This is a genomic window from Agrococcus sp. GCM10030265 (genome assembly GCF_042666675.1).
Classification (GTDB): Bacteria; Actinomycetota; Actinomycetes; order Actinomycetales; family Microbacteriaceae; genus Agrococcus.
Genome location: NZ_JBHTCZ010000004.1, coordinates 464,602 through 489,399, shown reverse-complemented (window position 1 = coordinate 489,399; position 24,798 = coordinate 464,602). Strand labels below are relative to the sequence as shown.

26 protein-coding genes are annotated in these 24,798 nt (G+C 73.6%); 6 read left to right on the top strand and 20 right to left on the bottom strand.

Features of this window, described 5'->3' with window-relative positions; all coding sequences use genetic code 11:
* The first annotated feature begins 11 nt into the window (after positions 1 to 11).
* Together ACFQPP_RS14045 and ACFQPP_RS14040 are read left to right on the top strand one after the other, a co-directional pair.
* Positions 12 to 269 carry a hypothetical protein gene (locus ACFQPP_RS14045; protein ID WP_376917266.1) on the top strand — a complete coding sequence of 86 codons (258 nt, stop codon included), beginning with the start codon at positions 12 to 14 and terminating at the stop codon, positions 267 to 269.
* Positions 269 to 1,642, top strand: coding sequence for a hypothetical protein (locus ACFQPP_RS14040; protein ID WP_376917265.1), 1,374 nt, complete (start codon positions 269 to 271; stop codon positions 1,640 to 1,642). The genes ACFQPP_RS14045 and ACFQPP_RS14040 overlap by 1 nt, the downstream gene beginning before the upstream one ends.
* Before the next feature lie 370 nt (positions 1,643 to 2,012).
* On the opposite strand, the gene ACFQPP_RS14035 is transcribed toward ACFQPP_RS14040, so the two are convergent.
* Positions 2,013 to 2,588, bottom strand: coding sequence for a hypothetical protein (locus ACFQPP_RS14035; RefSeq protein ID WP_376917264.1), 576 nt, complete (start codon positions 2,586 to 2,588; stop codon positions 2,013 to 2,015).
* Complete coding sequence (locus tag ACFQPP_RS14030; RefSeq protein ID WP_376917263.1) at positions 2,585 to 3,091, bottom strand: hypothetical protein; 507 nt, start codon at positions 3,089 to 3,091, stop codon at positions 2,585 to 2,587. The genes ACFQPP_RS14035 and ACFQPP_RS14030 overlap by 4 nt, the downstream gene beginning before the upstream one ends.
* A 78-nt stretch (positions 3,092 to 3,169) precedes the next feature.
* Between ACFQPP_RS14030 and ACFQPP_RS14025 the strand changes: the two genes are divergently transcribed.
* Positions 3,170 to 4,480 carry a M20/M25/M40 family metallo-hydrolase gene (locus tag ACFQPP_RS14025; RefSeq protein ID WP_376917262.1) on the top strand — a complete coding sequence of 437 codons (1,311 nt, stop codon included), beginning with the start codon at positions 3,170 to 3,172 and terminating at the stop codon, positions 4,478 to 4,480.
* Between the two features lie 16 nt (positions 4,481 to 4,496).
* Here the strand turns inward: ACFQPP_RS14025 and deoC are convergent, their stop codons facing one another.
* The 5 genes from deoC to truB are packed head-to-tail and all read right to left on the bottom strand — an operon-like array spanning position 4,497 to position 7,818.
* Positions 4,497 to 5,156, bottom strand: a complete 660-nt coding sequence (gene deoC / locus ACFQPP_RS14020; protein ID WP_376917261.1) for a deoxyribose-phosphate aldolase — start codon at positions 5,154 to 5,156, stop codon at positions 4,497 to 4,499.
* Positions 5,153 to 6,103 carry a bifunctional riboflavin kinase/FAD synthetase gene (locus ACFQPP_RS14015; protein WP_376917260.1) on the bottom strand — a complete coding sequence of 317 codons (951 nt, stop codon included), beginning with the start codon at positions 6,101 to 6,103 and terminating at the stop codon, positions 5,153 to 5,155. Before ACFQPP_RS14015 ends, deoC begins: the two co-directional genes overlap by 4 nt.
* Entirely contained in the window at positions 6,100 to 6,516 is a 417-nt protein-coding gene (locus ACFQPP_RS14010; protein ID WP_376917259.1) for a hypothetical protein, read from the bottom strand. Before ACFQPP_RS14010 ends, ACFQPP_RS14015 begins: the two co-directional genes overlap by 4 nt.
* A 31-nt stretch (positions 6,517 to 6,547) precedes the next feature.
* A complete protein-coding gene (locus ACFQPP_RS14005) occupies positions 6,548 to 6,916 on the bottom strand; it encodes a hypothetical protein (RefSeq protein WP_376917258.1) in 369 nt (122 codons plus the stop codon).
* Positions 6,913 to 7,818 carry a tRNA pseudouridine(55) synthase TruB gene (truB, locus tag ACFQPP_RS14000; RefSeq protein ID WP_376917257.1) on the bottom strand — a complete coding sequence of 302 codons (906 nt, stop codon included), beginning with the start codon at positions 7,816 to 7,818 and terminating at the stop codon, positions 6,913 to 6,915. Before truB ends, ACFQPP_RS14005 begins: the two co-directional genes overlap by 4 nt.
* Before the next feature lie 31 nt (positions 7,819 to 7,849).
* Here truB and ACFQPP_RS13995 point away from each other — a divergent pair, with 31 nt between their 5' ends.
* On the top strand, positions 7,850 to 8,827 hold the full coding sequence (locus ACFQPP_RS13995) for a ketopantoate reductase family protein (RefSeq protein ID WP_376917256.1): 978 nt from the start codon (positions 7,850 to 7,852) through the stop codon (positions 8,825 to 8,827).
* A 9-nt stretch (positions 8,828 to 8,836) separates the two neighbouring features.
* Here the strand turns inward: ACFQPP_RS13995 and ACFQPP_RS13990 are convergent, their stop codons facing one another.
* From ACFQPP_RS13990 to ACFQPP_RS13980, 3 genes are read right to left on the bottom strand one after another with little or no spacing between them, the layout of a single operon-like run.
* Positions 8,837 to 9,640, bottom strand: coding sequence for an alpha/beta hydrolase (locus ACFQPP_RS13990; protein ID WP_376917255.1), 804 nt, complete (start codon positions 9,638 to 9,640; stop codon positions 8,837 to 8,839).
* Between the two features lie 3 nt (positions 9,641 to 9,643).
* Complete coding sequence (locus tag ACFQPP_RS13985) at positions 9,644 to 10,345, bottom strand: ATP-binding protein (RefSeq protein WP_376917254.1); 702 nt, start codon at positions 10,343 to 10,345, stop codon at positions 9,644 to 9,646.
* A 9-nt stretch (positions 10,346 to 10,354) separates the two neighbouring features.
* On the bottom strand, positions 10,355 to 11,680 hold the full coding sequence (locus ACFQPP_RS13980) for a DUF418 domain-containing protein (protein ID WP_376917253.1): 1,326 nt from the start codon (positions 11,678 to 11,680) through the stop codon (positions 10,355 to 10,357).
* A gap of 94 nt (positions 11,681 to 11,774) precedes the next feature.
* Here ACFQPP_RS13980 and ACFQPP_RS13975 point away from each other — a divergent pair, with 94 nt between their 5' ends.
* Both ACFQPP_RS13975 and ACFQPP_RS13970 read left to right on the top strand, forming a co-directional pair.
* Positions 11,775 to 12,647, top strand: a complete 873-nt coding sequence (locus tag ACFQPP_RS13975) for an A/G-specific adenine glycosylase (RefSeq protein WP_376917252.1) — start codon at positions 11,775 to 11,777, stop codon at positions 12,645 to 12,647.
* Between the two features lie 25 nt (positions 12,648 to 12,672).
* Positions 12,673 to 14,085: an RNB domain-containing ribonuclease gene (locus ACFQPP_RS13970; protein ID WP_376917251.1), complete on the top strand. Its 1,413-nt coding sequence runs from the start codon at positions 12,673 to 12,675 to the stop codon at positions 14,083 to 14,085.
* A 45-nt stretch (positions 14,086 to 14,130) separates the two neighbouring features.
* Here the strand turns inward: ACFQPP_RS13970 and rbfA are convergent, their stop codons facing one another.
* The 10 genes from rbfA to ACFQPP_RS13920 form a co-directional block, all read right to left on the bottom strand.
* A complete protein-coding gene (gene rbfA / locus ACFQPP_RS13965; RefSeq protein ID WP_376917250.1) occupies positions 14,131 to 14,568 on the bottom strand; it encodes a 30S ribosome-binding factor RbfA in 438 nt (145 codons plus the stop codon).
* Between the two features lie 110 nt (positions 14,569 to 14,678).
* Positions 14,679 to 17,390, bottom strand: coding sequence for a translation initiation factor IF-2 (infB, locus tag ACFQPP_RS13960; protein WP_376917249.1), 2,712 nt, complete (start codon positions 17,388 to 17,390; stop codon positions 14,679 to 14,681).
* A 74-nt stretch (positions 17,391 to 17,464) separates the two neighbouring features.
* Positions 17,465 to 17,746 (bottom strand): YlxR family protein, encoded by a 282-nt coding sequence (locus ACFQPP_RS13955; protein ID WP_376917248.1) that lies wholly within the window; start codon positions 17,744 to 17,746, stop codon positions 17,465 to 17,467.
* Positions 17,747 to 17,783: 37 nt separating this feature from the next.
* Positions 17,784 to 18,770 (bottom strand): transcription termination factor NusA, encoded by a 987-nt coding sequence (nusA, locus tag ACFQPP_RS13950; RefSeq protein WP_376917247.1) that lies wholly within the window; start codon positions 18,768 to 18,770, stop codon positions 17,784 to 17,786.
* A 104-nt stretch (positions 18,771 to 18,874) separates the two neighbouring features.
* A complete protein-coding gene (locus ACFQPP_RS13945; protein ID WP_376917246.1) occupies positions 18,875 to 20,632 on the bottom strand; it encodes a proline--tRNA ligase in 1,758 nt (585 codons plus the stop codon).
* A 16-nt stretch (positions 20,633 to 20,648) separates the two neighbouring features.
* The gene (locus ACFQPP_RS13940; RefSeq protein WP_376917245.1) at positions 20,649 to 21,485 is read right to left on the bottom strand and encodes a hypothetical protein; all 837 of its coding nucleotides are present in this window, start codon (positions 21,483 to 21,485) and stop codon (positions 20,649 to 20,651) included.
* Complete coding sequence (locus ACFQPP_RS13935; protein ID WP_376917244.1) at positions 21,482 to 22,474, bottom strand: VWA domain-containing protein; 993 nt, start codon at positions 22,472 to 22,474, stop codon at positions 21,482 to 21,484. The genes ACFQPP_RS13940 and ACFQPP_RS13935 overlap by 4 nt, the downstream gene beginning before the upstream one ends.
* On the bottom strand, positions 22,471 to 23,460 hold the full coding sequence (locus tag ACFQPP_RS13930; protein ID WP_376917243.1) for a hypothetical protein: 990 nt from the start codon (positions 23,458 to 23,460) through the stop codon (positions 22,471 to 22,473). The genes ACFQPP_RS13935 and ACFQPP_RS13930 overlap by 4 nt, the downstream gene beginning before the upstream one ends.
* On the bottom strand, positions 23,451 to 23,924 hold the full coding sequence (locus ACFQPP_RS13925; protein WP_376917242.1) for a hypothetical protein: 474 nt from the start codon (positions 23,922 to 23,924) through the stop codon (positions 23,451 to 23,453). Before ACFQPP_RS13925 ends, ACFQPP_RS13930 begins: the two co-directional genes overlap by 10 nt.
* On the bottom strand, positions 23,911 to 24,798 hold the full coding sequence (locus ACFQPP_RS13920) for a DUF58 domain-containing protein (protein WP_376917241.1): 888 nt from the start codon (positions 24,796 to 24,798) through the stop codon (positions 23,911 to 23,913). The genes ACFQPP_RS13925 and ACFQPP_RS13920 overlap by 14 nt, the downstream gene beginning before the upstream one ends.

The window sequence follows — 24,798 nt, the reverse complement described above, 5'->3', positions numbered from 1 at the left end:
ATGCTCACCCCATGCGCGCCCATCTCGTCGGCCCCGCCGCCCCGGCGCCCGCGGTCGCGCGCGGCCGCTGCGCGCACGATGGCGAGCCCCACGCGAGCGCGTCCCCCACGGCGAGCCGGTCGCCGGCCGGCCGTGCGAGCTCGTCACCCGCCCGCCACGCCCTCGACGACGCGCCCGTCGGCGTCGAGCCCTCGTGCGGCTGCCGCGCGAGCGAGGCGGGCGAGCACGAGCGCCGCGCCGCCGTCTCCGGGCGCGACCTGGTCGGCTGATGCACGCCGCGACGGAGGTGCTCGGCGAGCTGCGCCGCTTCGTCGTCGACCTCGCCGTCGCCATGCGCCGCATCGCGGCACGCGGGCTGCCGGAGGTGCTCGCGATCGAGCTGGCCGCGCGCATCGTCGGGTCGTACCTCGTGGCGCTCTCGGGCGCGGTGGGTGCGACGAGCGCCGTCGGCGGGCTGGCCCTCACCGCCATCACCGCCCTGGTGCGCCTCGTGGCGATCATCCTGCAGATCCTGGTCCTGCTGCGCGCGATGCGGTCGACGCCGCCGCCGCCGACGGGCTCGGCGCGCGTGCAGGCGGCGCTCTCGGGACTCGCCGCATCCGTGCTGCCCGCCTTCCTGCTCCTCACGGCATGGGGGCTCTTCGTCGAGGATCTGCGCGAGTACGCGCTCACGGCCCTCGCCGCCATCGACTGGTTCGAGGAGGATGCGGGCGTCGGTGCCGTCACCGACGTGCCGATCGACGTGCTGTCGATCGGGCTGCTCGTCGGCTGCCTCGTGCTGCGCGGCGTGCTGCGCAGGTTCGAGCGACGCGGCACGCGACGCAGCGTCTCGGTGGCGACCCTCGTGCTCGAGGGGCTGTGGACCTTCCTGGCCGTCTCGATCCTCGGCCGTGTGCTGGGCATGGCGGGCGAGTGGTTCGCGACCACCCGCATCGCGAGCGGCATCGACCAGGTGCGCGCGGCGATCGACGGCGTCGTCGGCGGATGGCTGCTCGGCACGTGGGAGCTCGCGGGCGACGTCTGGCACACGCTGACGCTGCCGCTCGTGTGGCTCACCCTCGTCGGCATCGTGCTGCTCGGGGCTCGGCCGGAGCTCGTGCCCGAGCCCGCCGCACCGCCGCGCCCAGCGCGCTGGTGGCTGCGGCTGCTCGACGCGCTGCCGTCGCCGCTCGACGACGTGCTGCAGGAGGTCACCGACGACCTGCACGACCGGTGGGTGCCCGTCGTCGCCACCGTGCGGCAGGTCTGGGCCGCAGGCCTCGTGCCCCTCGCCGCCGCCGTGCTCGCCTGGTACGTCGTCCGGGTCGCGACCGGCTGGCTCACGGTCGCCCTCACGCATGCGCTCGGCCCGCAGCCCATCCAGGTCGCGGAGGCCGTCGCGAACGTGGGCGGCACGCTCGGCGACGTCGTCGGGGCGGTGCTCGGGCTCGTGGTCGTCGTCGCCGCGCTCGACGCGCTGCGGCTCGGAGCGTCGCGCGCAGGCTCGGGGGCGCCGGCTCCCAGTGACGTCGCCGACGCTCAGAGCCCGAGCGGCACGCCGATCCAGAGCGTCGAGCCGCCGACGAGCAGCCGTGCGTCGTCGATGGATCCGTCGGGGACGACGAAGCCGACGACGCCCTCGAGCGACCCCTCCTCGGCGTAGCAGCCCGTGACGTCGCTCGCGCCGTAGTCGGCCGTCCACTGCATCCGCCGGCCGTCGACCGTCGCCTCGAGCCGATACGTGCACCACGCCGTGGCATCGGTCGCGTCGTCGACGCGCACGTCGACCACGACGACCTGCGACCCGGCGGGCGCATCGGCGTAGCCCGCCGCATCGCTGCCGGGCGCCGCGATGCTCGCACCGTCGACCGTGAAGATCGGCCCGCCGACGGCGTGCGGGGTGCCGGGCGCGCCGGCGACGACCACCACCGGCTCGCGCTCGAGCCAGCGCAGCAGCGGCTCGTTCGCGACGAGCCAGGCGAGCGCGAGGGCGAGCGGCCCGATCGCGAGCGCCGCGACGATCCTCGACCGCCTCATCGCTGCGCCGCCGTCACCTCGAGCATCGGCTCGACGGTCGCCCCGACCTCGAACCGCACGACCACCTGCGTCTGCAGGTCGCCCTCGGCATCCCTGCCGGGCGCGAGGACGAGGTCGGCGACCCCGCCATCCTCCAGCAGGGCGTCGTCGACCTCGAACACGAGGTCGCCGCGGACGGGGAAGCCCGCTGCCGGCTCGCTCTCCTCGACGCTGGTGGGACCCTTCGCCGACGCGTCGTACACGCGCCCGTCGATGCGCAGGTCGCGTGCGACGAACGCCTCGACGCCCGTCGTCGCGATCGTCGCGTCGACCACCACGAACACGCCCGTCGTCGCACGGATCTCGCCGTCGAGCTCGATCGCCGCCGCGAGCGTCGCCCCGTGCACCTCGACCGTGAGCGGTCCCGACGTGACGACCCCGGAGCCGCTCGTCGAGAACGGCGCCCAGCGCGCCGTCTGGCCGGGGACGAGGGCCTCGACGCCGACCGTCGCCGCCGCGAGCACCGCCACGGCGAGCGCCGCGACGACGCTGCGCCGGGTGACGAGGCGTCGCAGGCCCGCGGGGCCGCTCACGGCAGCCTCACGATCGCGGCCACGTGCTCGTCGTACATGTTCGCCCCGATGCCGAACGCCGTCTCGTCGCGCGGCGTCCACGTCGCGTCGAGCACCTCGACGTGCAGCGCCCCCACCGGCTCGCGGTCGAGCACGAACTCGACGACGAACGTGTCGGTGACGCCCGGCTGCGACGCGTTCGCGGACACGCCGTCGCTCGTGCCGTAGCCCCACTGGGCGAGGGTGCCCTGCTCGTCGGCGAGCTCCATGACGTCGTCGTTGAACAGCGGCACCGCCAGGTGGTTCGTGATCGTGACCGTGACGGCGACGTCGCCCTCCTCGAGCATCTCGGCGCCCTCGATCGTGACGTCGGCTCGACTCGTCTCGAGCCGCTCGCCCACGTCGGCGACCGGGATGCGCTCGTCGTCGCGCTCCTGCAGCCCGCCGGAGAGCCCCACGACGGCGCCCACGCCGGCGACGGCCACGAGCGCCGCGACCGCGATCCGAGCCCGACTCCACTGCACGGCGTCAGGGTAGCCGCCCGGCATCCATGCCGCCCCCACGCCCTCGGCCCGCCGGCGGCCGCGACTAGCATCGCCGTGATGTCCTCGACGACCGGTGCAGCCGACCGCCTCGCACGCGTGCTGCGCGTGCCCACCCACGCCACGGGCGCCGAGCCAGACGCCGCAGGCCTCACGGCGCTGCGTGAGCTGCTCGCGACCCTGTACCCGCACGCCTTCGCCGCGCTCGAGGTCGAGCTCGTCGCGGAGCACACGATCCTCGCCCGCTGGCCCGGGGCCTCCGCCGCAGGACCCGCGCTGCTCATGGCCCACCAGGACGTCGTGCCGCCCGGCGAGGGCTGGGCGCATCCGCCCTTCGCCGGCGAGATCGTCGACGGCGTGCTGTGGGGCCGAGGCGCGATCGACGACAAGGGATCCCTCGTCGCGATGCTGGAGGCGATCGACGCGCTCGCGGCCGAGGGTCGTGCGCCCGCCCGAGACGTGTGGCTCGTGCTCGGCCACGACGAGGAGACGTTCGGCACCGGAGCGCTGCGCGCGATCGAGACGCTGCGCGACCGCGGCGTGCGGCCGGCGTTCGTGCTCGACGAGGGCGGCGCCGTCGTCGACCCGCCCGTGCCCGGCGTCTCCGTGCCCGCCGCCATGGTCGGGGTGAGCGAGAAGGGCATGCTCGTGCTGCGGCTCGCGGTCGACGAGCACGGCGGCCACTCCTCCACGCCGCCGCGCACGCCCGCGACCGCCGTGCTCGCGCGCGCCGTGACGCGCGTGACGCGGGCACGCTTCCCCGAGCGCATCACGCCGACGACGCTGCGGATGCTGCAGACGCTCGGCGCGCACGCACGCGAGCCCTACCGATCGCTCCTCGTGCGCGCGCAGGCGCTCTCGCCCGTGCTGCGCCGCATCCTCGCCGCGAACGACGAGACGCGCGCCACCATCACCACGAGCGCGACCGTCACCGGCCTGCGCGCCGGCACCGCCGCCAACGCCATCGCGGAGCGCGCGGAGGCGACCGTGAGCGTGCGGCTCGCGCAGGGCACGACCATCGCCGATGCCGTGCGCGTGCTGCGCCGCGCCATCCGCGACGACCGCGTGCGCGTCGAGGTCGTGCGCGGCCACGAGGCCTCGCCGACGTCGCCCACCGACGGACGCGGCTGGGATGCGATCGCCGCGGCGACCGCGCAGGAGTTCCCGGACGCGGTGCTCACCCCGTACGACATGCTCGGCGGCACCGACTCGCGGCACGCGCACCTCATCGCCGACCGGGTGCTGCGCTTCACGCCGTTCCTGCTGACGAGCGACCTGCGCGCCTGCCTCCACGCGCGCGACGAGCGCATCCCCGTCGCGGAGCTCGAGCGCGGCGTGCGGTGGTACCGCGCGCTGCTCGAGCGCTGCTGACGGCTCGCGCCGTCGGCTAGTAGGTGCCGGTCGAGGGCGCGCCCTCGACGATCGCGCGCGTCGACGACAGGCCGAGGCGCGTCGCCCCGGCGCGGATCATGGCCTCCGCGGCCTCGCGCGTGCGGATGCCGCCCGACGCCTTGACGCCGAGGCGGTCGCCGACGGTCTGCCGCATGAGGGCGACGGCGTGCTCGGTCGCACCGCCGGCCGGGTGGAACCCGGTCGACGTCTTCACGAAGTCGGCGCCCGCGCGCTCCGCCGCCTGGCACGTCGCGACGATCTGCTCGTCGGTGAGGGCGGCCGACTCGATGATGACCTTCAGCAGCACGTCGGGCGCCGCGTCGCGCACGGCGCGCACGTCGGCCTCGACGGCGTCGAAGCGGCCGTCGATCGCCGCACCCACGTCGATGACCATGTCGAGCTCGTCGGCGCCCTGCGACGCGGCGAGCCGCGCCTCGGCGGCCTTGACCTCCGAGTGGTGGCGGCCGCTCGGGAATCCGACGACGACCGCCGTCGCGAGGCCCTCCGGCACCTCGACCGGCAGCACGCTCGGCGACAGGCACACGCTGAAGGCGCCGAGCTCGGCGGCCTCCGCGATCGTGGCCTCGACGTCGGCCGCCGTGGCCTCGGGCTTCAGCAGCGTGTGATCGACGATGGTCGCGATCGACTCGGTCATGGCGTCTCCTCCTCGGGCGCATCCACGCGCCCCTCGTCGGGCTGCAGGATCTCGCGCACCCTCGCCACGTCGGCGTGCATCTGCGCGATGAGCGGCTCGATGCCGTCGAAGCGCACCATGGGGCGCACGTGGTCGACGAGCTCGAGCTCGATGGGTCGGTGGTACAGGTCGAGGTCGACGTCGAGCAGGTACGCCTCGACCGTCGTGCGCACGCCGTCGAACGTGGGATTGTCGCCGATGGACACGGCCGCGGGGAAGCGGCCGGCGTCGACCGTCGCCCACGCGGCGTACACGCCGTGGCCGGGCACGAACCCCTCCGTGTCGGGCCCGAGGTTCGCGGTCGGGAATCCGAGCTCGCGACCGCGCTGGAACCCGCGCACCACGGTGCCGCGCAGACGCGGATGCCTGCCGAGCTGCTCGGTGGCGTGCGGGATGCGGCCCTCCTCGAGCGCTCGACGGATCTCGGTCGACGACACGCGCGTGCCGCCGTCGTCGACGACGTCGTCGACGACGAGCACCTCGACGCCCCGCGCCGCCGCGAGCCGCTGCAGCAGCGCAGGGTCGCCCGTGCCACCGCGGCCGTAGCGGAAGTCGCTGCCGACGACGATGAAGCGCGCACCGAGGCCGTCGAGGAGCACGCGCTCGACGAAGTCGGTCGGATCCATCGCAGCCGTCTCGGCGTCGAACGGGATCGTGACGACCTCGCAGCCGAGCGCCTCGAGCGCCTCGCGCTGCTGCGCCGGCGACAGGATGAGGCGCGGCGCATGCGTGGGGCGCAGCGTCGCGAGCGGATGGCGGTCGAACGTCACGACGACGGGGCGCAGCCCGCGCCGCTGCGCCATCCGCAGCGCACCCTCGAGCAGCTCGCGGTGCCCGAGGTGCACGCCGTCGAACTTGCCGATCGTCACGGCCGACGGACGCGCGACGAGGTCGTCGATCCAGCTCACGCCGCGACCGTCCGGTCGGCGCCCGCACGCTCGGTGCGGCGGATCCACCACAGGCCGACGACGGGGAGCACGGCGGGGATGAACAGGTAGCCCATGCCGTACCAGCTCCACACGCTCGCGTGGCCGAAGAGCGCAGGGGTCGTGAGCGAGAGCGTGCCGACCACGAGCACGCCGAGCAGCTCGAAGCCGATCGTCGCGGTCGCGACGCGCGTCCACGCGGCGCCGCGCATCGCGAGCGCCACCGTCGCCACGACGTACACGACGGCGGCGACGGCGCTCAGCGCGTACGCGACGGGGGCCTCGTCGAAGCGGCTGAGGATCTGGTACGCCGAGCGACCCGTCGCCGCGAGGGCGAGGATCGCGTACACCGCGATGAGCACACGGCCGAAGCCGGAGCGGCGGGAGGAGGGCACCGGACGATCCTACGCCCGCGGCGCGGAGCCCTCAGACGACCTGCACGAACCAGATCTGGTGCATCCGGTAGACCATGACCGCGACCGCCAGGAGGCCGACGCCCACGACGAGCACGCTCCAGCGACCCTTGTCGGCGAACGCCCACAGCACCGCCGCGGGCGGGATGAGCAGGGCCGTGACGAGGTACACCCAGTACTCGAGCAGGTCGCCCGTGGGGCCGGCGCCGACGATGGGCGCGACGATCGACGCGACGACCTGCACGACGAGGCTCAGCATCGCGAGCGCGGCCGCGCCGAGCACGAGGTCGTTCATCCGCGCCTTCGCGACGCCCGCGATCGCGACGCCCGCGCCGAGCACCCCGACGACGGTCGCCTGCGCGAGCATGAGCCACGAGATCACGCCGCTCCCCCGCCCTGAGCCTTGGCCGCGGCGTCGGCGGCGGCCACGCCGAGGTTCGCCACCGGATGCAGCCTGCCGCCCTCGCCGCGCGCGATGCCGACGAGCTCGCCGTCGTGCACGGCGGCGACGATGCCGACGGCGTCGGTGCGCGGCCGGCGCCCGTTCGCGAGGAGTCGCGCATCCTCGTCGCCCAGGAGCACGACGGGCAGCACGCGCGACGCGACGTCGACCGGCCGCAGCAGCCCCTCGGGGACGATCGCGTCGGCGGCGACGGCCTGTGCGAGCGAGAAGGGGCCGACGTGCGTGCGACGCAGCGCCGTGAGGTGCCCGCCGACGCCGAGGTCGGCGCCGAGGTCGCGAGCGAGCGCACGCACGTACGTGCCCGACGTGCAGTCGACGGTCGCGTCGATCGAGGCGGTCTCGCCGTGCCGCAGCGCACCGAGCGCGAAGCGCGACACCGTGACGGGGCGTGCTGCGAGCGCGACGTCCTCGCCGGCGCGGACGCGGGCGTACGAGCGCTTGCCGTCGACCTTGATGGCCGAGACGGCGCTCGGCACCTGCTCGATGTCGCCCGTGAGCCGCGCCGCCGCCGCCGCGACGACATCCTGCGTGAGCGCCGACGCGTCCGCCGTGTCGACGACGTCGCCCTCGGCGTCGTCGGTGATGGTCGACGCGCCGAGCGCGATCGTCGCCTCGTACGTCTTGTCGAGGCCGACGAGGAACGTCAGCAGCCTCGTCGCGGGGCCGACGCCGAGCACGAGGAGACCCGTCGCCATGGGGTCGAGGGTGCCCGCGTGCCCGACCTTGCGGGTGCCGAGCTGGCGCCTGGCCATGGCGACGACCGTGTGGCTCGTGACGCCGGCGGGCTTGTCGACGAGCAGCACGCCGTTCGGAGCAGTCATCAGGCATCGAGCGTAGTCGTAGCCTGGGGCGATGCGGATCGCGGTGCTCGGGGCTGGTGCCATCGGCGGCTGCCTCGCCGCGCTGCTCGACGCCGCGGGGCATGACGTCGTCGTCGTCGCCCGCTCGTCGGCGCCCGTGCTGCGCGAGCGCGGCATCCGGCTCGAGGGCGCCTTCGGGGAGCATCTCGCACGGCCCGAGGTCGAGGATGCGCTGACGACGCCGCCCGATGCCGCGATCCTCGCGACGAAGACCATCGACTCCGCGGACGCCCTCTCCCCCGCACGCACGGCGCTCGCCGGCGTGCCGGTGCTCGCCGTGCAGAACGGCCTCGACGCCCACGGCCGGGCCGCGCGCATCCTCGGCCACGACCGCGTCGCCGCCGGGCTCGGCACGTGGGCCGCGAACGCCCTCGAGCCGGGCGTCGTGCGCGTCACGGCGGCGGGCGAGACCGTCGTCGGCGGCCCGGAGGGCGAGCGCTTCGCGGCGCTGCTCGCCGCTGCGATGCCCGACGTGCGCATCGCCACGAGCATCGAGGGCGCGCAGTGGGCCAAGCTGTGCGTCAACGCGGCCAACGCGGTGCCCGCCGCCGTCGGCCGCAGCATGCAGGACGTCGCCGCGGATCCCGCGCTGCTGCGCGTCACCGCCGCGGCGATGCGCGAGGCGGCGCTCGCCGCGCTCGCCTCGGGCGTCGCGCTCGAGCGGGTCGGCGCCGTCGGACCCGAGACGGTCGGCGCGCTCGCCGCGTCGATCGAGGAGGCGACGGCCGTGCCGCTGCGGATGGCCGCCTCCTTCGGCGACGTGCCGAACCTCGGCTCCACGCAGCAGAGCATCCGCAGGGGCCAGCCGACCGAGGTCGACGACCTCGCCGGAGCGATCGTGGACGCGTCGACGCGGCTCGGCCTCGCGGCCCCGGTCAACGCAGGGCTCGTGGCGCTCGTGCACGAGGTCGAGCGCACGGGCGCCTTCGCGCCGCGGGAGCGGGTCGCGGCGCTCGCTCCGCTCCCCTAGTCGCGCGCGTCAGCCGCGCAACGCGTCGACGATCGCTGCCGCGATCGCCGCGTGCGCATCGTCGTCGCTCACGGCGGGCTCGCCGTCACCCGGCTGGTCGCCGTAGTCGCCGAACTGCGCGTGCGAGACGCCGTCGAGCTCGACGAACGCCGCGTCGTCCGGCAGCAGCGACCGAGCGTCGAGCGCCGCCTCCTGGTTCAGCACGTCGTCGCGCGAGCCCGTGATCGACAGGACCGTGAGGTCGTCGCGACCGCTCAGGTCGCCGAGCGAGCAGTACGAGGCGAGGAGCACGAGCGCATCCACGGCGTCGTCCTCGGCGTACGTGCACGCGCGCACGCCGCCCATGCTGTGCCCGGCGACCGACCACTCGTCGATGCCCGGCACCGCAGCCGTGACGTCGGACAGCGGCCGCTGCTCGAGGATCGCGAGGGTGAGCGGCGAGCGCACGATCACGACCGCCGCACCCTCTGCGGCGACGTCGCGGAACGTCCTGACGTAGGCCCGCGGGTCGACGCGGGCGCCTGCGAGCACGACGACCCCCTGCCCGGCGAGCGTCTCGGCGGCGGCGTCCGTCGGCAGCACCACGATGAGCCCGTCGCGCTCGTCGACCGACACCCTCTCGTCCGACTCGACGGCGGCGAGCCCGTCGGCATCGGCCGGATGCGGCGTGCTCGCCCACACGAGCCCGGCGACGACCGCGAGCGCGACGACGACGCCGAGCGCGATGCCGATGCGGCGCGCGATGCGCCGACGACGCGAGGGGCGCGCCGATCGGCCCCGCTCGGAGCCGGCAGCCTCATCGTCGCCGGGCATCGCTCAGCAGCGGTCCTGGAAGACCTGCCTGGGTGCCCGCACGTCGGTGGTGTCGATGACCATGTCGGCAGCGCGCACCGGGTCGGCGAGCGCCTCGTAGTGCTCGTGCGCCAGGCGGTCCCGGTCGTGCGAGGAGTGCGAGACGAGGGGATGCGCGCCGTCGCGCCGCTGCAGGCGCGCACCGCGCTCGGCGTCCGACGCCTCGAGCCGCACGACGAAGTGCCACCGGCCCCGGAAGGCCGGGCGCAGCAGGAAGACGCCGTCGAGGATGAGCACGGCGTCGGGACCGGCGGTGCGCCAGTCCATCTCGACCGGGGTGTCGGTCTCGACGTCGAACGCCCTCGTCATGAAGCCCGTCGAGCCGCCCATGCGGAACGGCTGCAGCAGCACGCGGTCGACGAGCTCGAGGTCGAAGGCGTCCTCGTACCGCCCCTTCCACGAGTCGCGGCCCTGCCTGTGACGGCGCTCGCGCGGCTGCTGGAAGTCGTCGAGGCTCGCGCGGAACGACTGCACGCCCGCGCGAGCGAACGCGACGTGCAGCGCGTCGGCGAGGTGCGTCTTGCCGACGCCGTCGCGACCGTCGACCGCGACGATGCGGCGCCCGCGCGGGCTGCGCGCCTGCACGACGCGCGCCACCTCGGTGTAGAGCGCCTTCTGCTCGGGCGTCCACGACGCCGCTTGCATGAGGAGCTGCTGATCGGCCATGCAGCCAGGCTAGCCGCGCGCGCCGGGCGGCGGCGCCGTGCTCGCCGAGGGCGCAGCGGCCGCGCTCCGCGGCTCCGGTGCCTCGCCGGACGACGACATGCTCGTCGGGCGCACCCTCGCGTCGCGCGGGTACGCGAGGCGACGCAGCAGGGTCTCGGCAGGCCCTCGCCGCCCGGCGACGTCGAGTGCCACGGCGACGGCGACGGTCACGAGCCACACCCCGACGGCGTACAGCGCGCCCTGCCACTCGGTGAGCACGCCGCCGAGGCCGAGCCCCCACGCCGACAGCACGGGCGCGAAGAGCACCGACTGCAGCAGGTAGCTCGTCATCGACCGCTTGCCGACGGCCGTGAGCGCACGGCCGACGGGGCCGAGGGGCCGGCGCGCCATGCGCGCGGCGACCAGGGCGAAGAGCGCCGCGTAGCCGACGCCGGCGGGCAGGCCCGTCGCGACGTGGACGAGCGAGAACGTCCACGACGGCATCGGCTCGAACGCGCCGAGGAGCTCGGCGTAGGCGAGCGCGCCGCCAGCCCAGCCGATCGCGATGCCCCAGGCCGCGACGCGGACGAGGAGTCGGCGGTGCCGCTCGGGCTCCTCGAGGATGCCGTGGCGGGCGGCGAGGATCGCGAGGAGGATGGCGAGCGGCACGACGAGCCCGAGGATGCCCTGCGTCGGCGCGACGACGGCCCACATGCCCAGTCGCGCGAGGATCGACATCGGGTACGACTCGATGCCCGCGACGCTCGGGATGCCGCCGGCGTCGCCGGCCTCGAGGTCCATCGGCAGGTCGAGGGCGCCGAGCAGCGCACCCATCGCGGCGAACGAGACGGCGCCGAGCGCGAGCAGCCCCGCGAGGATCCACGACCAGATCGCGATCGTGCGGTCGCGCCGCTCGAGGAAGATGGCCCCGATGATGAGGCCGACGAGCCCGTACGCCCCGATGATGTCGCCCACCCACAGCAGCGCGGCGTGCACGGCACCGAACGCGAGCATCCACCAGTGCCTGCGTCGCAGCAGCCGTCGCGCCTCGAGCGACGTCGCGCCCGCTGCGAGCTGCTTGCGGTACAGCTGCCACATGCCGTAGCCGAAGAGGAACGCGAACAGCGGGTAGCTGCGACCGTCGACGGCGACGACCGCGATGGCCTGCCAGATGCGATCGCCCGTCGAGCCGTCGACGTGGTGCATCGAGGTGAGGCTCGTCTCGCGGCCGAAGAGGTGCCACGGCATGTTCGCGAGCGCGATGAGGAGCAGCATGAGGCCGCGCGCGAGATCGGGGGCGATGGCGCGGGCGCGGGCGGCGGCGGGCGAGGGTGCTGCGGTGGCTGGGATGGTCACGCGACCGACGGTACGGGCCGCATCCGAGGGCCGCATCCGCCGTTCGGCGGACGCCGTGCGCGTCGACCGACGGAGGCGACCGTAGCCTGGAGCGATGGACGCGGACGTGCTGCACGCGAGGCTCGCGCCCTGGTACGCGCAGCACCGCCGGGACCTGCCGTGGCGCGAGCCCGGCTTCACCGCGTGGGGCACGCTCGTCAGCGAGATCATGCTGCAGCAGACGCAGGTCGCGCGCGTGCGCACGGCGATCGTCGCATGGCTGGATCGCTGGCCGACGCCCGCCGACCTCGCCGATGCGCCCACGCACGAGGTGCTGCGCGCGTGGGGCACGCTCGGGTACCCCAGGCGCGCCCTTCGGCTGCAGGACGCCGCGCGCGCGATCGTCGATCGCCACGGCGGCGTCGTGCCGAGCGACGTCGCGACCCTGCTCGCGCTGCCCGGCATCGGCGACTACACGGCGCGAGCGGTCGCGGTCTTCCACTTCCGGCAGCGGCATCCCGTCGTCGACACCAACGTGCGCCGCGTCGTCGCGCGCGCCGTCGTCGGGCAGGGGGATGCGGGCCCCGCCGCGCGCGCCGACCTCGCGCGCGTCGAGGCGCTGCTGCCCGCCGACGTCGCGGAGGCCGGCACCGTGTCGATCGCGCTCATGGAGCTCGGTGCGCTCGTGTGCACGGCGCGCGCACCGCGATGCGACGACTGCCCGCTCGTCGCCGAGTGCGCATGGGTCGCCGCGGGACGACCGCCCTACGAGGGCCGCCGTGCGCCGCGTCAGGCGGCGTTCGCAGGCAGCGACCGCCAGGCGCGCGGCACGGTGCTGCGGGCGCTGCGCGAGGTCGACGTGCCGCTCGCCCGCGGCGACCTCGCCCCGCTGTGGCCCGACGCCGACCAGCTCTCGCGCGCGCTCGCATCCCTCGCGGCCGACGGCCTCGTCGTCGTGGAGGACGAGACGGTGCGGCTGCCGCACTGACGCACGTCGTCAGTAGGGTCGACTCGTGCCCCTGCGACAGCAACGGCTCCGCGCCGACGCTCCCGAGCTCAACGCAGCGCTCGCTGCCATCCGCGCCGACCTCGGCGCCTCCGAGGCATTCCCGCCGGAGGTCGAGGCCGAGGCGGCGCGCGCGGCGCGCCAGCCGCTCGAGGGCGCCGACCGCACCGACGTGCCGTTCGTCACGATCGATCCCGAGGGCTCCACCGACCTCGACCAGGCGCTCGCCATCGAGGCCGACGGCGAGGGCCACGTCGTGCGCTACGCCATCGCCGACGTGCCCGCGTTCGTCGCCCCCGGCGGCGCCGTCGACGTCGAGGCGCGCAGGCGCGGGCAGACCCTCTACGCGCCCGACGCACGCGTGCCGCTGCATCCGACCGTGCTGAGCGAGGATGCCGCGAGCCTCCTGCCCGACGTCGAGCGACAGGCGCTCGTGTGGACGTTCGTGCTCGACGCCTCGGGCGCCGTGCGCGACACGAGCCTCGAGCGCGCCCGCGTGCGCAGCCGCGAGCAGCTCTCCTACCCCGAGGCACAACGACGCATCGACGCGGGCGACGAGCACCTCGGCATGCTGCGCACCGTGGGCGAGCGCCGCATCGTGCTCGAGGCCGCGCGCGACGGCGCGAGCCTCGACGCACCCGACGAGGAGGTCGTGCACGACGAGCACGGCTGGCGCATCGAGCGCCGTGCACCCCTGCCCGTCGAGCAGTGGAACGCGCAGATCAGCCTCATGACCGGCATGGAGGCGGCGCGGCTGCAGCTCGCGGCCGGCGAGGGCGTGCTGCGCACCATGCCCCGCCCGTCGAGGGACGCCATCCGCGAGTTCCGCCTCGCGACCGAGGCGCTGGGCGTGCCCTGGGGCGCCGACGAGCACTACGGCGCCTTCCTGCGGCGCCTCGACCGCGCCGAGCCCACGACCGTCGCCGTCCTCGCCGCGGCACGCAGGCTCTTCCGCGGAGCCGACTACCTCGTGCTCGACGGCACCACCCCGGGAGCCGACGCCGTGGTGCAGGCCGCCATCGGCGCCCCGTACGCGCATGCGACCGCGCCGCTGCGCCGCCTCGTCGACCGCATCGTGCTCGCGCACTGCGAGGCGATCGCCAACGGGCGCGACGTGCCCGCGTGGGCTCGCGACGCCGCCGCAGGGGTGCCCGACGCGATGCGCTCCTCGGCGTCGCGCGCGTCGCAGCTCGAGCGCGAGTCGCTGCAGGCGGTCGCCGCGTGGATCCTCGCGGCACGCGTGGGCGACGAGCTCGACGCGCTCGTCGTCGAGCGACGCGACGACGAGGCCGTCGTGCAGCTCGTCGACCCGCCGGTCGAGGCGCGCGTCGTCACGCCCGCCGAGCCCGCGACGCGCATCCGCGTCCGCGTGCGCTCCGCGTCGGTCGCCGACGGCACGATCGTGCTCGACGCGATCTGACGACGGAGGCGGCACGCACGTGCCGCCTCCGCCGTCACGGGAGGGTCAGTCCTCCTCGTCGTCCTCGCGCGGCTTCCGATACGGGTCGGCCTCGCCGGCGTACGACGCCGTCGACTGCTGCTGCGCCGTCGCGGCGTCGCGCGTGCGCGCCTCGTCGAGCAGATGATCGATCGAGGCCGCCGAGTCCGGCAGCGCGTCGAGGATGAACTCGACCGACGGCGTGAGCCGCAGCGAGATGCCCTTGCCGATCTCGCGGCGCACGACGCCCTTCGCCGACTGCAGCGCCACGGCGGAGTCGGCGCGCTCCTCGTCGGTGCCGTACACCGTGTAGAAGATCGATGCGTGCTGCAGGTCGCCCGTGACCCGCACGTCGGTGATGGTGACGAACCCGAGCCGCGGGTCGCGGATCTCGCGCTCGATCGTCTTCGCGGTGATCTCCTGGATGCGGTCCGCGATCTTGCGGGCCCTGGGGTTCTCTGCCACGGCTGCTTCCTCTCCTCATGGCGCCCTGCGGCGCCGATGCCTCTCGTCCGGCTCCGGCCGGATGCACGGATGGGGTGGCCGCAGCCACCCCATCCACACGCGTCCTCGACTCAGTCGCGCGGCTTCTCGACCATCTCGATGGTCTCGATCTCGTCGCCGAGCTGGATGTCGTTGAACCTGCCGAGGCCGATGCCGCACTCGAAGTCGGTCTTGACCTCGGTGACGTCGTCCTTGAAGCGGCGCAGCGACTCGATCGCCAGGCCGTCGGCGAGCACGACGCCATCGCGGATGACGCGGGCCTTCGCGTTTCGGGTGATCGTGCCCGAGCGCACGATGACGCCGGCGATGTTGCCCCACTTCGACGAGCGGAACACCTCCCGGATCTCCGCGACGCCCGACTGGACCTCCTCGTACTCCGGCTTCAGCATGCCCTTCAGCGAGCTCTCGATGTCGTCGATCGCTGCGTAGATGACGTTGTAGAAGCGGACGTCGACGCCCTCGCGAGCGGCGCGCTCGCGCGCCTTCGTGTCGGGACGCACGTTGAAGCCCACGATCACGGCCGAGTCGACCGTCGCGAGGTTCACGTCGGACTCCGTGATCGCGCCCACGCCTCGGTGGATGATGCGCAGGTCGACCGAGTCGTCGATGTCGATCTTGAGCAGCGACTCCTCGAGCGCCTCGACCGCACCGGACACGTCGCCCTTGATGATGAGGTTGAGGGTCTCGACCTTGCCCTGGTCGAGCGCGGCCTTGAAGTCCTCGAGCGAGATGCGCTTGCGGCTCTTCGCCAGCAGCGCGTTGCGCTCGACGGCCTCGCGCTTCTCGGCGATCTGACGCGCGGTGCGGTCCTCCTCGGTGACGAGGAAGGTGTCGCCTGCGCGCGGGACCGACGAGAGGCCCTGCACCTGGACGGGCATCGACGGCCATGCCTCGTCGACGGGGGTGCCGTCGTCGAGGGTCATGGCGCGCACGCGGCCGTAGGCCGTGCCCGCGACGATCGCGTCGCCGACGCGCAGCGTGCCCGACTGGATGAGCACGGTCGTGACCGCACCGCGACCCTTGTCGAGGCGAGCCTCGATCGCGACGCCGCGTGCCTCCTTGTTGGGGTTGGCACGCAGGTCGAGCCCGGCGTCGGCCGTGAGCAGGACGGCCTCGATGAGGTCGTCGACGCCCTTGCCCGTGAGCGCGGACACGTCGACGAACATGACGTCGCCGCCGTACTCCTCGGCCACGAGGTTGTACTCGGTGAGCTGCTGCCGCACCTTGGCGGGGTTCGCGCCCTCCTTGTCGACCTTGTTGACCGCGACCACGATCGGCACGCCTGCGGCCTGCGCGTGGTTCAGCGCCTCGACCGTCTGGGGCATGATGCCGTCGTCGGCCGCGACCACGAGGATCGCGAGGTCGGTGACGCGCGCGCCACGGGCACGCATGGCCGTGAAGGCCTCGTGACCCGGGGTGTCGATGAACGTCACCGCGCGGTCGATGCCCTCGTGCTCGCGGTACACCTGGTACGCACCGATGTGCTGCGTGATGCCGCCGGCCTCGCCCGCGATGACGTTCGACTTGCGGATCGCGTCGAGCAGTCGCGTCTTGCCGTGGTCGACGTGACCCATGACCGTGACGACGGGCGCACGGAACTCGAGGTCGGTGTCGTCCTCGTCCTCGAGCTCCTGCTCGAGGTCGAGGCCGAAGCCCTCGAGGAGCTCCTTGTCCTCGTCCTCGGGGCTGACGATCTGGATGCGGTAGCCGAGCTCCTCGCCGAGGATCTCGAACGTCGACTCGTCGAGCGACTCGGTGGCCGTGGCCATCTCGCCCAGGTGGAACAGCACCTGCACGAGGTCGCCGGGGCTCACGTCGATCTTCTCGGCGAAGTCCGAGATCGATGCGCCGCGGCGCATGCGGACGATCTGGCCCTCGCCGCGACGGACGCGCACGCCGCCGAGCGACGGCGCCTCGCGCATCTCGAACTCGAGCCGCTTCGTGCGCTTCGACTTGCGCGACTTGGCCTTGCCGCCGCCCTTGCCGAACGCGCCGGCGGTGCCGCCGGGACCGCGTCCGCGACGACCGGCGAACGCCGGGCCGCCACGACCGGGAGCGCCACGACCGGGCTGACCGGCGCCGGGGCGCTGGAAGCCGAGGCCGCCGCCGGGGCCGCCCTGGCCGCCGCGCGGAGCGCCGGGACGGGGCGAGCCGGGACGCGGGGCGCCCGGACGGGGTGCGCCGGGTCGCGGTGCGCCGGGGCGCGGCGAGTCACGGGTGGGACGCGCGGTGAACGGGTTGTTGCCGCCACGCGGACGACCCATGCCCTGCGACGACGCGAAGGGGTTGTTGCCGGGGCGCGGGGCGCCCGGACGCGCCATGGGGCGCGGGATGGCGTTCGGCGTCGGGGCGCCGGGCGTGGGCGCGCCGGGGGTCGCCGCCGACGGGTCGGCGGGCGCTGCGGGCTCGGCGGCGGGCGTCGCCGCCTCGGGCTTCGCGGCCTCGGGCTTCGCGGCCGCGGGCTTCGCGGCCGCGGGCTTGGCAGCCGGGGCGGGCGCCTCGGCGGGTGCTACGGGCGCAGCAGCCGCGGGGGTCGCGGCCGACGGCTTCGCAGCGGGCTTGGCAGCGGGCCTCGCTGCGGGCTTCTCCTGCGCCGAGGCAGCCTCGGGCTGCTTCGCGACGCCGGCCTCCGCGAGGGCGGCCTTGAGCTTGCGCGCGACCGGCGGAGCGACGGCGGATGCGGGGCCCTTGACGAACTCCCCCATCTCCTTCAGCTTCGCGAGCGCGACCTTGCTCTCGACACCGAGCTCGGCGGCGATCTCATGCACACGTGGGTTTGCCACTTGTTCTCCTGTCCGGGTCCGACCCCGAACAGGGGACGGACGTCTAGCTGACGGGTCTCATCTCGAGCCGCTCATCAGTTGTCCATGGTGGTTTCTGTCTTCCTGTCGTGGCCGTCGCCGGCCAGTCGTGCCGCCCATTCGACGATGGGCGTCGCGTCGAGTCCCCTCGAGCGCAGCGCGTGTCCGAGCGATCTCGTCGCCCGTTGGACGCACGCGGCATCCGAGTGCACCCACGCGCCCCTGCCAGGGAGCCGTCGACTCTCGTCCACGACCACCCGACCGCTCGCCGCGACGAGACGCACCAGGGCGTCCTGCTCGCAGCGCATGCGGCAGCCGAGGCACATGCGGATGGGCATCAGTCTATCCCAACGCGGAGGGCAGCGGATCGCTTCCCTAGTCGTCCATGACGGAGTCGGGCTGGATGTCGATCTTCGAGCCCGTGAGCTTGGCGGCGAGCCGCGCGTTCTGGCCCTCCTTGCCGATCGCGAGCGAGAGCTGGAAGTCGGGCACGAGCGCGCGCACCGCCTTCAGCTTCGCGTCGAGCATGAACGCGTCGGTCACCTTCGCGGGGCTCAGCGCGTTCGCCACGAACGTCGCGAGGTCGTCGGAGTAGTCGACGATGTCGATCTTCTCGTCGCCGAGCTCCGACTGCACGGCCCGCACGCGCGCGCCGAGCTCGCCGATCGCGGCGCCCTTCGCGTTGATGCCGGGCGCCTTCGCGACGACGGCGATCTTCGAGCGGTGGCCCGCCTCGCGAGCGATCGCGACGATCTCGACCTGACCGCTCGCGATCTCGGGCACCTCGAGGGCGAACAGCTTGCGCACGAGCGCGGGGTGCGTGCGAGACACGGTGACCTGGGGACCCTGACGGCCGCGCTCCACCTTCGTCACGAGCACGCGCAGCCGCTGGCCGTGGCGGTACTCGGCACCGGGCACGCGCTCCTCGGGCGGCAGGATCGCCTCGACCTCGCCGATCTGCACGTAGACCATGCGCGGGTTCGGGCCCTGCTGCACGACGCCGGCGACGATCTCGCCCTCGCGGTCCTTGAACTGCCCGAGGATCGACTCGTCGGAGTGGGCGCGGAGCCGCTCGAAGATGACCTGCTTCGCGGCGGACGCCGCGATGCGGCCGAAGTCCTCCTGCGCGACGGGCGACTCGCCGATGACGTTGCCGTCCTCGTCGGTCTCGGTCTCGAAGACCTGCACGAGACCGCTCTTGCGGTCGATCGTGACGCGCACGCGGGGCGCGTCGGCGCCGCGGTGCTCCTGCGAGCGCAGGTAGGCCGACAGGATCGCCTGCTCGGTGATGCGCACGAGCTCGTCGAACGGGACCTCGCGCTCGCGCTCGAGGTGCTTCAGCACGCTGAGATCGATCTCCATGGGGCGCCTCCTGCTATGCAGTTGTGGGGTCGGGCAGACCTTCGATCGTACCGGATGCGACGAGGGGCCGAGCGACGCGCGCCCAGCCCCTCGACCCGATCGCCTCAGTCCCGCAGGCGAGCGACGACCTCGTCGAGGCGCACCTCGGCGCGCTCGCCCGTCGCGCGGTCCCACAGCTCGCCGAGCCCCTCGGCGGCGTTCCTGCCCACGACGACGACGCGCGGCACGCCGATGAGCTCGGCGTCGCCGAACTTCACGCCCGGGCTCACCTTGGCGCGGTCGTCGAACAGCACCTCGAGGCCCGTCGCCTCGATCTCGGCGACGACGCGCTCGGCGATCTCGAACACCGCGGCGTCGCGACCCGTGGCGACGACGTGGACGTCGAACGGCGCGATCTCGCGCGGCCACACGATGCCCTTCTCGTCGTGGTGCGCCTCGACGATCGCGGCGAGGTTGCGCGTGACGCCGATGCCGTACGACCCCATCGTGACGGTCTGCAGCCTGCCGGCCTCGTCGAGCACCTGCAGCCCGAGCGCCTCCGCGTACTTGCGCCCGAGCTGGAACACGTGGCCGATCTCCATGCCGCGCTCGATCGAGACGGGGCCCGAGCCGTCCGGTGCGGGGTCGCCCTCGCGCACCGAGGCGACCTCGACCCATCCGTCGCCCGCGAAGTCGCGACCGGCGACGAGGCCGAAGACGTGCCTGCCGTCCTCGTTCGCACCCGTGAGCCACGTCGTGCCCTCGACGACGCGCGGGTCGAGCAGGTAGCGGATGCCCGTGGAGGACTCCTCCCCCAGCACGGCGCCCGCAGGCGACCAGGGCCCGATGTAGCCCTTGACGAGCCCGGGGTTCGCGGCGAAGTCGGCCTCGGTGGCCGCCTCGACCGTCGCGGGCTGGAACGCCACCTCCGCGCGCTTCTCGTCGACGTCGCGGTCGCCGGGGATGCCGACGACGACCAGCTCGCGCGATCCGTCGAGGTGGGTGAGGCGCAGCACGACGTTCTTCAGCGTGTCGGCGGCCGTCCATGCGCGCTCGCGCGGCTGGTGCGCGTTCGCGTGGTCGACGAGGGTCTGGATCGTGGGCGTCGCCGGCGTGTCGTGCACGACGGCCGCGGGTGCGTCGTCGAACGGGATGGGCTCGGGGGCGAGCGTCGTGAACGCCTCGACGTTCGCGGCGTACCCGCCCGCCGAGCGCACGAACGCGTCCTCGCCGATCGCCGTCGGGGTCAGGAACTCCTCCGAGCGCGAGCCGCCCATCGCGCCCGCGTCGGCCGCGACGATGACGTACTCGAGCCCGAGGCGCCGGAAGATGCGCTCGTACGCGTCGCGCTGCGCCTGGTAGGAGGCCGCGAGACCCGCGTCGTCGACGTCGAACGAGTAGGCGTCCTTCATCGTGAACTCGCGCGCGCGCAGCAGGCCGGCGCGAGGCCGCGTCTCGTCGCGGTACTTGTCCTGGATCTGGTAGATCGTCAGCGGCAGCTGCTTGTACGACGACACGACGTCCTGCACGAGCAGCGTGAAGACCTCCTCGTGCGTCGGCGCGAGCAGATGGTCGGCGCCCTTGCGGTCCTGGAGGCGGAAGATGCCGTCGCCGTACTCGGTCCAGCGGCCCGTGCGCTCGTACGGCTCGCGCGGCAGCAGGCCGGGGAAGAGCACCTCCTGCGCACCCGCGGCCGTCATCTCCTCGCGCACGACCTCCTCGATGCGTCGTCGCACGCGCAGACCGAGCGGCAGCCAGGCGAAGAGGCCCGAGCCCGCTCGGCGGATGTAGCCCGCGCGCAGCAGCAGCCGATGGCTCGCGGCGTCCGCCTCGGCGGGATCGTCGCGAAGGGTCGTGAGGAAGAGCTGGGAGAGCCGGATCACCCCACGATCCTACGAGTCACCACGGGCGCTCGACGCCGCCGGAGCCTCCCTCGCCCTGCTGGTCGGCGTACTCGTCCTGCTGCTGCTGCTGCTCCTGCGCCTGCTGGTTCTGCTCCTCGAGCTGCTCCTGCTGCGTCTGCGGCTCCTCCGCGCCGCCCTCGGACGGCTCCTCGGACTCCTCGCCCTCGCTCGGCTCCTCGGACTCGTCGCCGCCCCCGCCGGACTCGTCCTCGATCTTCTCCTCGATGCGCGGCACCGACTGCTCGAGCTGCTCGCCCGTGTCGGCCTGGATGCTCGTCGGCTCGGCGAAGCATCCCTCGGGCGCCGCCGCGATGACGTCGAGCGCCTCCTGGTACAGGCCGTTGGCCGTCTGCGCGTCGTCGGCCTCGCGGGCCTGGTCGCCCTGCTTCTCGACCACGTAGACGATGTTCGTGAGGATGATGCACGCCTCGTTCGACCCCTCGGCCCCGTGCAGCGCGAGCGACTCCTCCAGCAGCGCGCGCGCCTGCTCGAGCTGCTCGGGGCTGCCCTGCATCGCGAGCGCGACCCCCACGTCGAACGGTGCCTTCCACGGCTCGAGCACGTTCCACCAGAGCAGGCCGCGCGCCTGCGCCTCGGCCTCCTGGAAGGCGCGGCGCTCGTACGCGTTCTGCGACGCGTCGGCGAACGCGTTCACACTTATGAGCTTGCCGGCGACGACGAGCCCCGCGATGGCGACGGGCACGAGCGCGAGCATGAGGATCCTGCGCAGGCGGCGCCTGCCCGCGTCGGTCATGCGGCCCCTCGGGCGCGCAGGCGGCGGCACGTGCGGGCCGTCGGCCTGCGTGCTCGGTCGCTCCACGGTGCTCGTCACGATGCCCTCCTCGAGCCCGACCCCGACCGCAGGCGCAGCGCCGACGCGAACACCCACAGCTCCCACATGAGCAGCGCGAACAGCGGCACGGCGAGCACCCAGTAGAGGTCGAGGCGCGCCTCCTCGTACTGCGACAGGTCGACCTCGCCCTGCTGCGACGTCATCGCGTCGAGCGACGGCGCGAGGTCGACGTCGGCCGTGCGGTGCAGGTAGCTCACGCCCAGCTGCGAGGCGATCTCCTGCAGCGCACCCTCGTCGATGCGGCTGACGGCCTCGCCGCCCGCGGGATCCTGCACGTACTCGGGCTGGTCGGACTGCTCGAACGCCGACACCTGCATGCGCCCGCCCTGCTCGGTGCCGTAGCCGAGCACGAAGCCCGTGTCGACGAGCGGTGCCACGTCGTCGAACGGCTCGGGCGGCGCATCCGCCGTCTGCTCGCCGTCGCCCATGTAGAACACGAGCGTCGGCGCACCGGGATGCGACGCATCGGCGCGCTCGATCTCCTGCCGCAGCATGTCGCGCGCCACGGAGATCGACGAGCCCTGCGAGAAGAAGCCGATCTCGGGCCGCAGCGCGTTCACGAGCTCGATGACGGCCGAGCCGTCGTCGGTGAGCGGCACCCGCAGCTGCGGCTCGGAGTCGAACGTGATGACCGAGATGTTCGAGCCCGCGAACGCGTACGCGACGTCGCGCACGTCGTCGCGGATGCCCTGGATGCGGGCCTCCCCCTGGCCCCAGTCCTCCGCGGCGATCGACTGCGACGTGTCGATGACGAGGAAGACGTTGACGTTGATCGACCCCGTCGGCACCTCGCCGCCGGGCACGCCGGGGCGCGCGACCATCGCGACGACGAGCAGCGCCATCGCCGTGCGGCGGATCCAGTGCACGCGTCTGCCGCGCTCGGCGACGAGCCGCCACGCGCACAGACCGAGCAGCGCGAGGCCCACCACGGCGAGGACGCCGACGGGGATGTCCGGCAGGAACGTCACAGTCGCACCCTCCACGCCACGATGCAGATGCCGATGACGAGCACCATGAGCAGCGGCAGGATCGGGCCCGGGCGATCGACGATCTGCACCTCGGGCGGCGTCTCGATGTAGCCGGCCTCGATGGCGTTCACGCGCTCGACGATGCTCGAGACCGTGTCGGCGAAGTCGAGCGCGAAGTACGCCCCACCCGTCGTCTCGGCGACGTTCTGCAGCTGCGCCGAGACCGGGTCGCCGCCCCAGTCGAACGGGTTGATCGCGTAGACGCGCACGTCGTTGTCGATCGCGAGCTGGCCCGCCTGCTCGAGCGAGAAGATCTGCTGCCCGTTCACCATGTTGTCGGTCGCGAGGATGATCGAGCGCGGGCGGTCGGTGTCGTCGGTGTCGGCGAAGTCGAGGGCGCACGACGCGAGGCCGTCGCCCACGAGCGAGGCGCCGTTGCCGTTCGCGGTGCCAGCCGCGTAGTTGAACTGCTCGTCGGGCCCCAGGGTGCCCTGGAACGCCCGCTGGTAGCGCCCCAGCTGGTCGATGATGTAGTCGTAGTCGCTCGTGAGCGGGAACGCCATGACGCTCGACGCATCCCAGATGCGCATGCCGATGCGCTCGCCGTCGAGGCCGGCGGCGATCTCCTGGAACACGCCGAGGATCTCGGCGTCGACGTCGATCATCGAGCCGGACACGTCGAGGCACAGCAGGATGTCGCGCTTGTAGTCGTCGTTCTGGTTGGCGTTCACGGCAGCGGGGCGCGCGGCGACGAACGCCGTGCCGAGGCCCGCGACGATCAGCAGCACGAGCCCGAGGGCCGACCACGCGCGGTAGCGAGCGAACGCCTGCCGGTAGCGCGGCAGCGCCGTGAGCCTGTCCATGTGGGCGACGGGCTTGCCGCGCTCGCGTCTGCGCCGGCGCACGAGCGCGAGCGCCACGACCACGCCGCCGACGACGAGCAGCGCCGGCAGCATCCACCACCACAGCAGCAGCCCTACATCCACGTCGACACCACCTTCCTGGCGATGTCGATCGCCGCAGCCGGATCGTGGCGCGCGGTGCGGCGGAACGACGACGGGTAGTACTGGGCGACGGCGCCGTGCACGGCGGGCAGGTCGGCGTCGGCGAGATCCTCGAGCGTCATGACCTCGGCGACGACGCCCGTCGACTCGTGGGCGAAGAACCGCAGCACGAGGCTCAGCCGCTGCGAGAGCGCGCGCGCGTCGAGCTCGCCGGCGGCGTGCTCGTCGGCGACCTCGTCGATCATCGCGATGTACTTCTGCTTCAACGAGCGCACGTCGACCTTGCGCGGCGGCGGCGGCGGGGGCACGAGCACGCCACGGGGCCGCGTGCACAGCCACACGACGTAGTACGCGCCGCCGAGCGCGACGACGAGCAGCACGCCGAGCACCCACCACGGCTGATACGCGAACGGCCCGTAGAGGTCGGGAGCGTCAACGACGAACACGGCGGTGCCTCTCAAGCAGCCGGAACAGCGCCGGGATGACCTCCTGCGACGAGGGGATGCGCTCGGCCGCCACGCCGAGCGACAGGAGCTCCTGCTGCAGCGTGCGTCGGCGCTGCGCGACGCCCTCGTCGAACGCGCGCATGAGGCTCTTGTCGCGGCGGATGTAGTCGGGCAGCGGCGCGTCGCCCGCGACGCCGAAGATCGCGGGCGCCTTGGCGTCGCGCGCCATGAGGTCGGCGTCGCCGATCGAGATCCACAGCACCTCGTGGCGCACGTGCAGCCTGCCGAGGATCTGGTCGAGCTCGCGCGTGTAGGCGAGGTCGTCGGCGACGATGACGACGAGCGACCGGCGTCGCACGCTCCTCGACACCTGCTCGAGCACGTGCTGGAGGTCGCTCTCCGGCGCGTCGAGCGAGATCTGGTCGTCGAGCATCCGCAGCATGCGCTCGAGATGCGCCTCCGAGCCGCCCTCGGGCGTGAAGCCCGTGTGCTCGGCGTTGCCCGCGTACATCGCGACGCGGTCGCCGTGCTTGACGGCGAGGTAGGAGAGGATGCCGATCGTCTGGATCGCGACGTCCTCCTTCGACTCGCCGCTCTCGGCCGTCGCCGCCATGTTGCGGCCCGTGTCGACCACGACGACGACGTTGTGCTGCCGCGACGCGATGTACCGCTTGACGAGCGGCGTCGTCGACCTCGCCGTCGCCTTCCAGTCGATGTCCTTCACCTCGTCGCCCGGCGCGTACTCGCGCAGGTCGTCGAAGTCGTGGCTGCGGCCGTGATGGATTGACTGGTAGTTGCCGTCGAGCAGCTCGAAGGTCCGACGATGGGCGTGGATCGCCATCTTCGTCTTGACCTTCTGGAGCCTGCGCTGCAT

Coding starts and splice junctions, on each gene's coding strand:
- ACFQPP_RS14040 (WP_376917265.1), top strand. CDS start 269: ATGCACGCCGCGACGGAGGTGCTCGGCGAGCTGCGCCGCTTCGTCGTC.
- ACFQPP_RS13990 (WP_376917255.1), bottom strand. CDS start 9,640: ATGCCCGGCGACGATGAGGCTGCCGGCTCCGAGCGGGGCCGATCGGCG.
- ACFQPP_RS13920 (WP_376917241.1), bottom strand. CDS start 24,798: ATGCAGCGCAGGCTCCAGAAGGTCAAGACGAAGATGGCGATCCACGCC.
- ACFQPP_RS13985 (WP_376917254.1), bottom strand. CDS start 10,345: ATGGCCGATCAGCAGCTCCTCATGCAAGCGGCGTCGTGGACGCCCGAG.
- nusA (WP_376917247.1), bottom strand. CDS start 18,770: ATGGAGATCGATCTCAGCGTGCTGAAGCACCTCGAGCGCGAGCGCGAG.
- ACFQPP_RS14045 (WP_376917266.1), top strand. CDS start 12: ATGCGCGCCCATCTCGTCGGCCCCGCCGCCCCGGCGCCCGCGGTCGCG.
- deoC (WP_376917261.1), bottom strand. CDS start 5,156: ATGACCGAGTCGATCGCGACCATCGTCGATCACACGCTGCTGAAGCCC.
- ACFQPP_RS13955 (WP_376917248.1), bottom strand. CDS start 17,746: ATGCCCATCCGCATGTGCCTCGGCTGCCGCATGCGCTGCGAGCAGGAC.
- truB (WP_376917257.1), bottom strand. CDS start 7,818: ATGACTGCTCCGAACGGCGTGCTGCTCGTCGACAAGCCCGCCGGCGTC.
- ACFQPP_RS14025 (WP_376917262.1), top strand. CDS start 3,170: ATGTCCTCGACGACCGGTGCAGCCGACCGCCTCGCACGCGTGCTGCGC.
- ACFQPP_RS13975 (WP_376917252.1), top strand. CDS start 11,775: ATGGACGCGGACGTGCTGCACGCGAGGCTCGCGCCCTGGTACGCGCAG.
- ACFQPP_RS13995 (WP_376917256.1), top strand. CDS start 7,850: ATGCGGATCGCGGTGCTCGGGGCTGGTGCCATCGGCGGCTGCCTCGCC.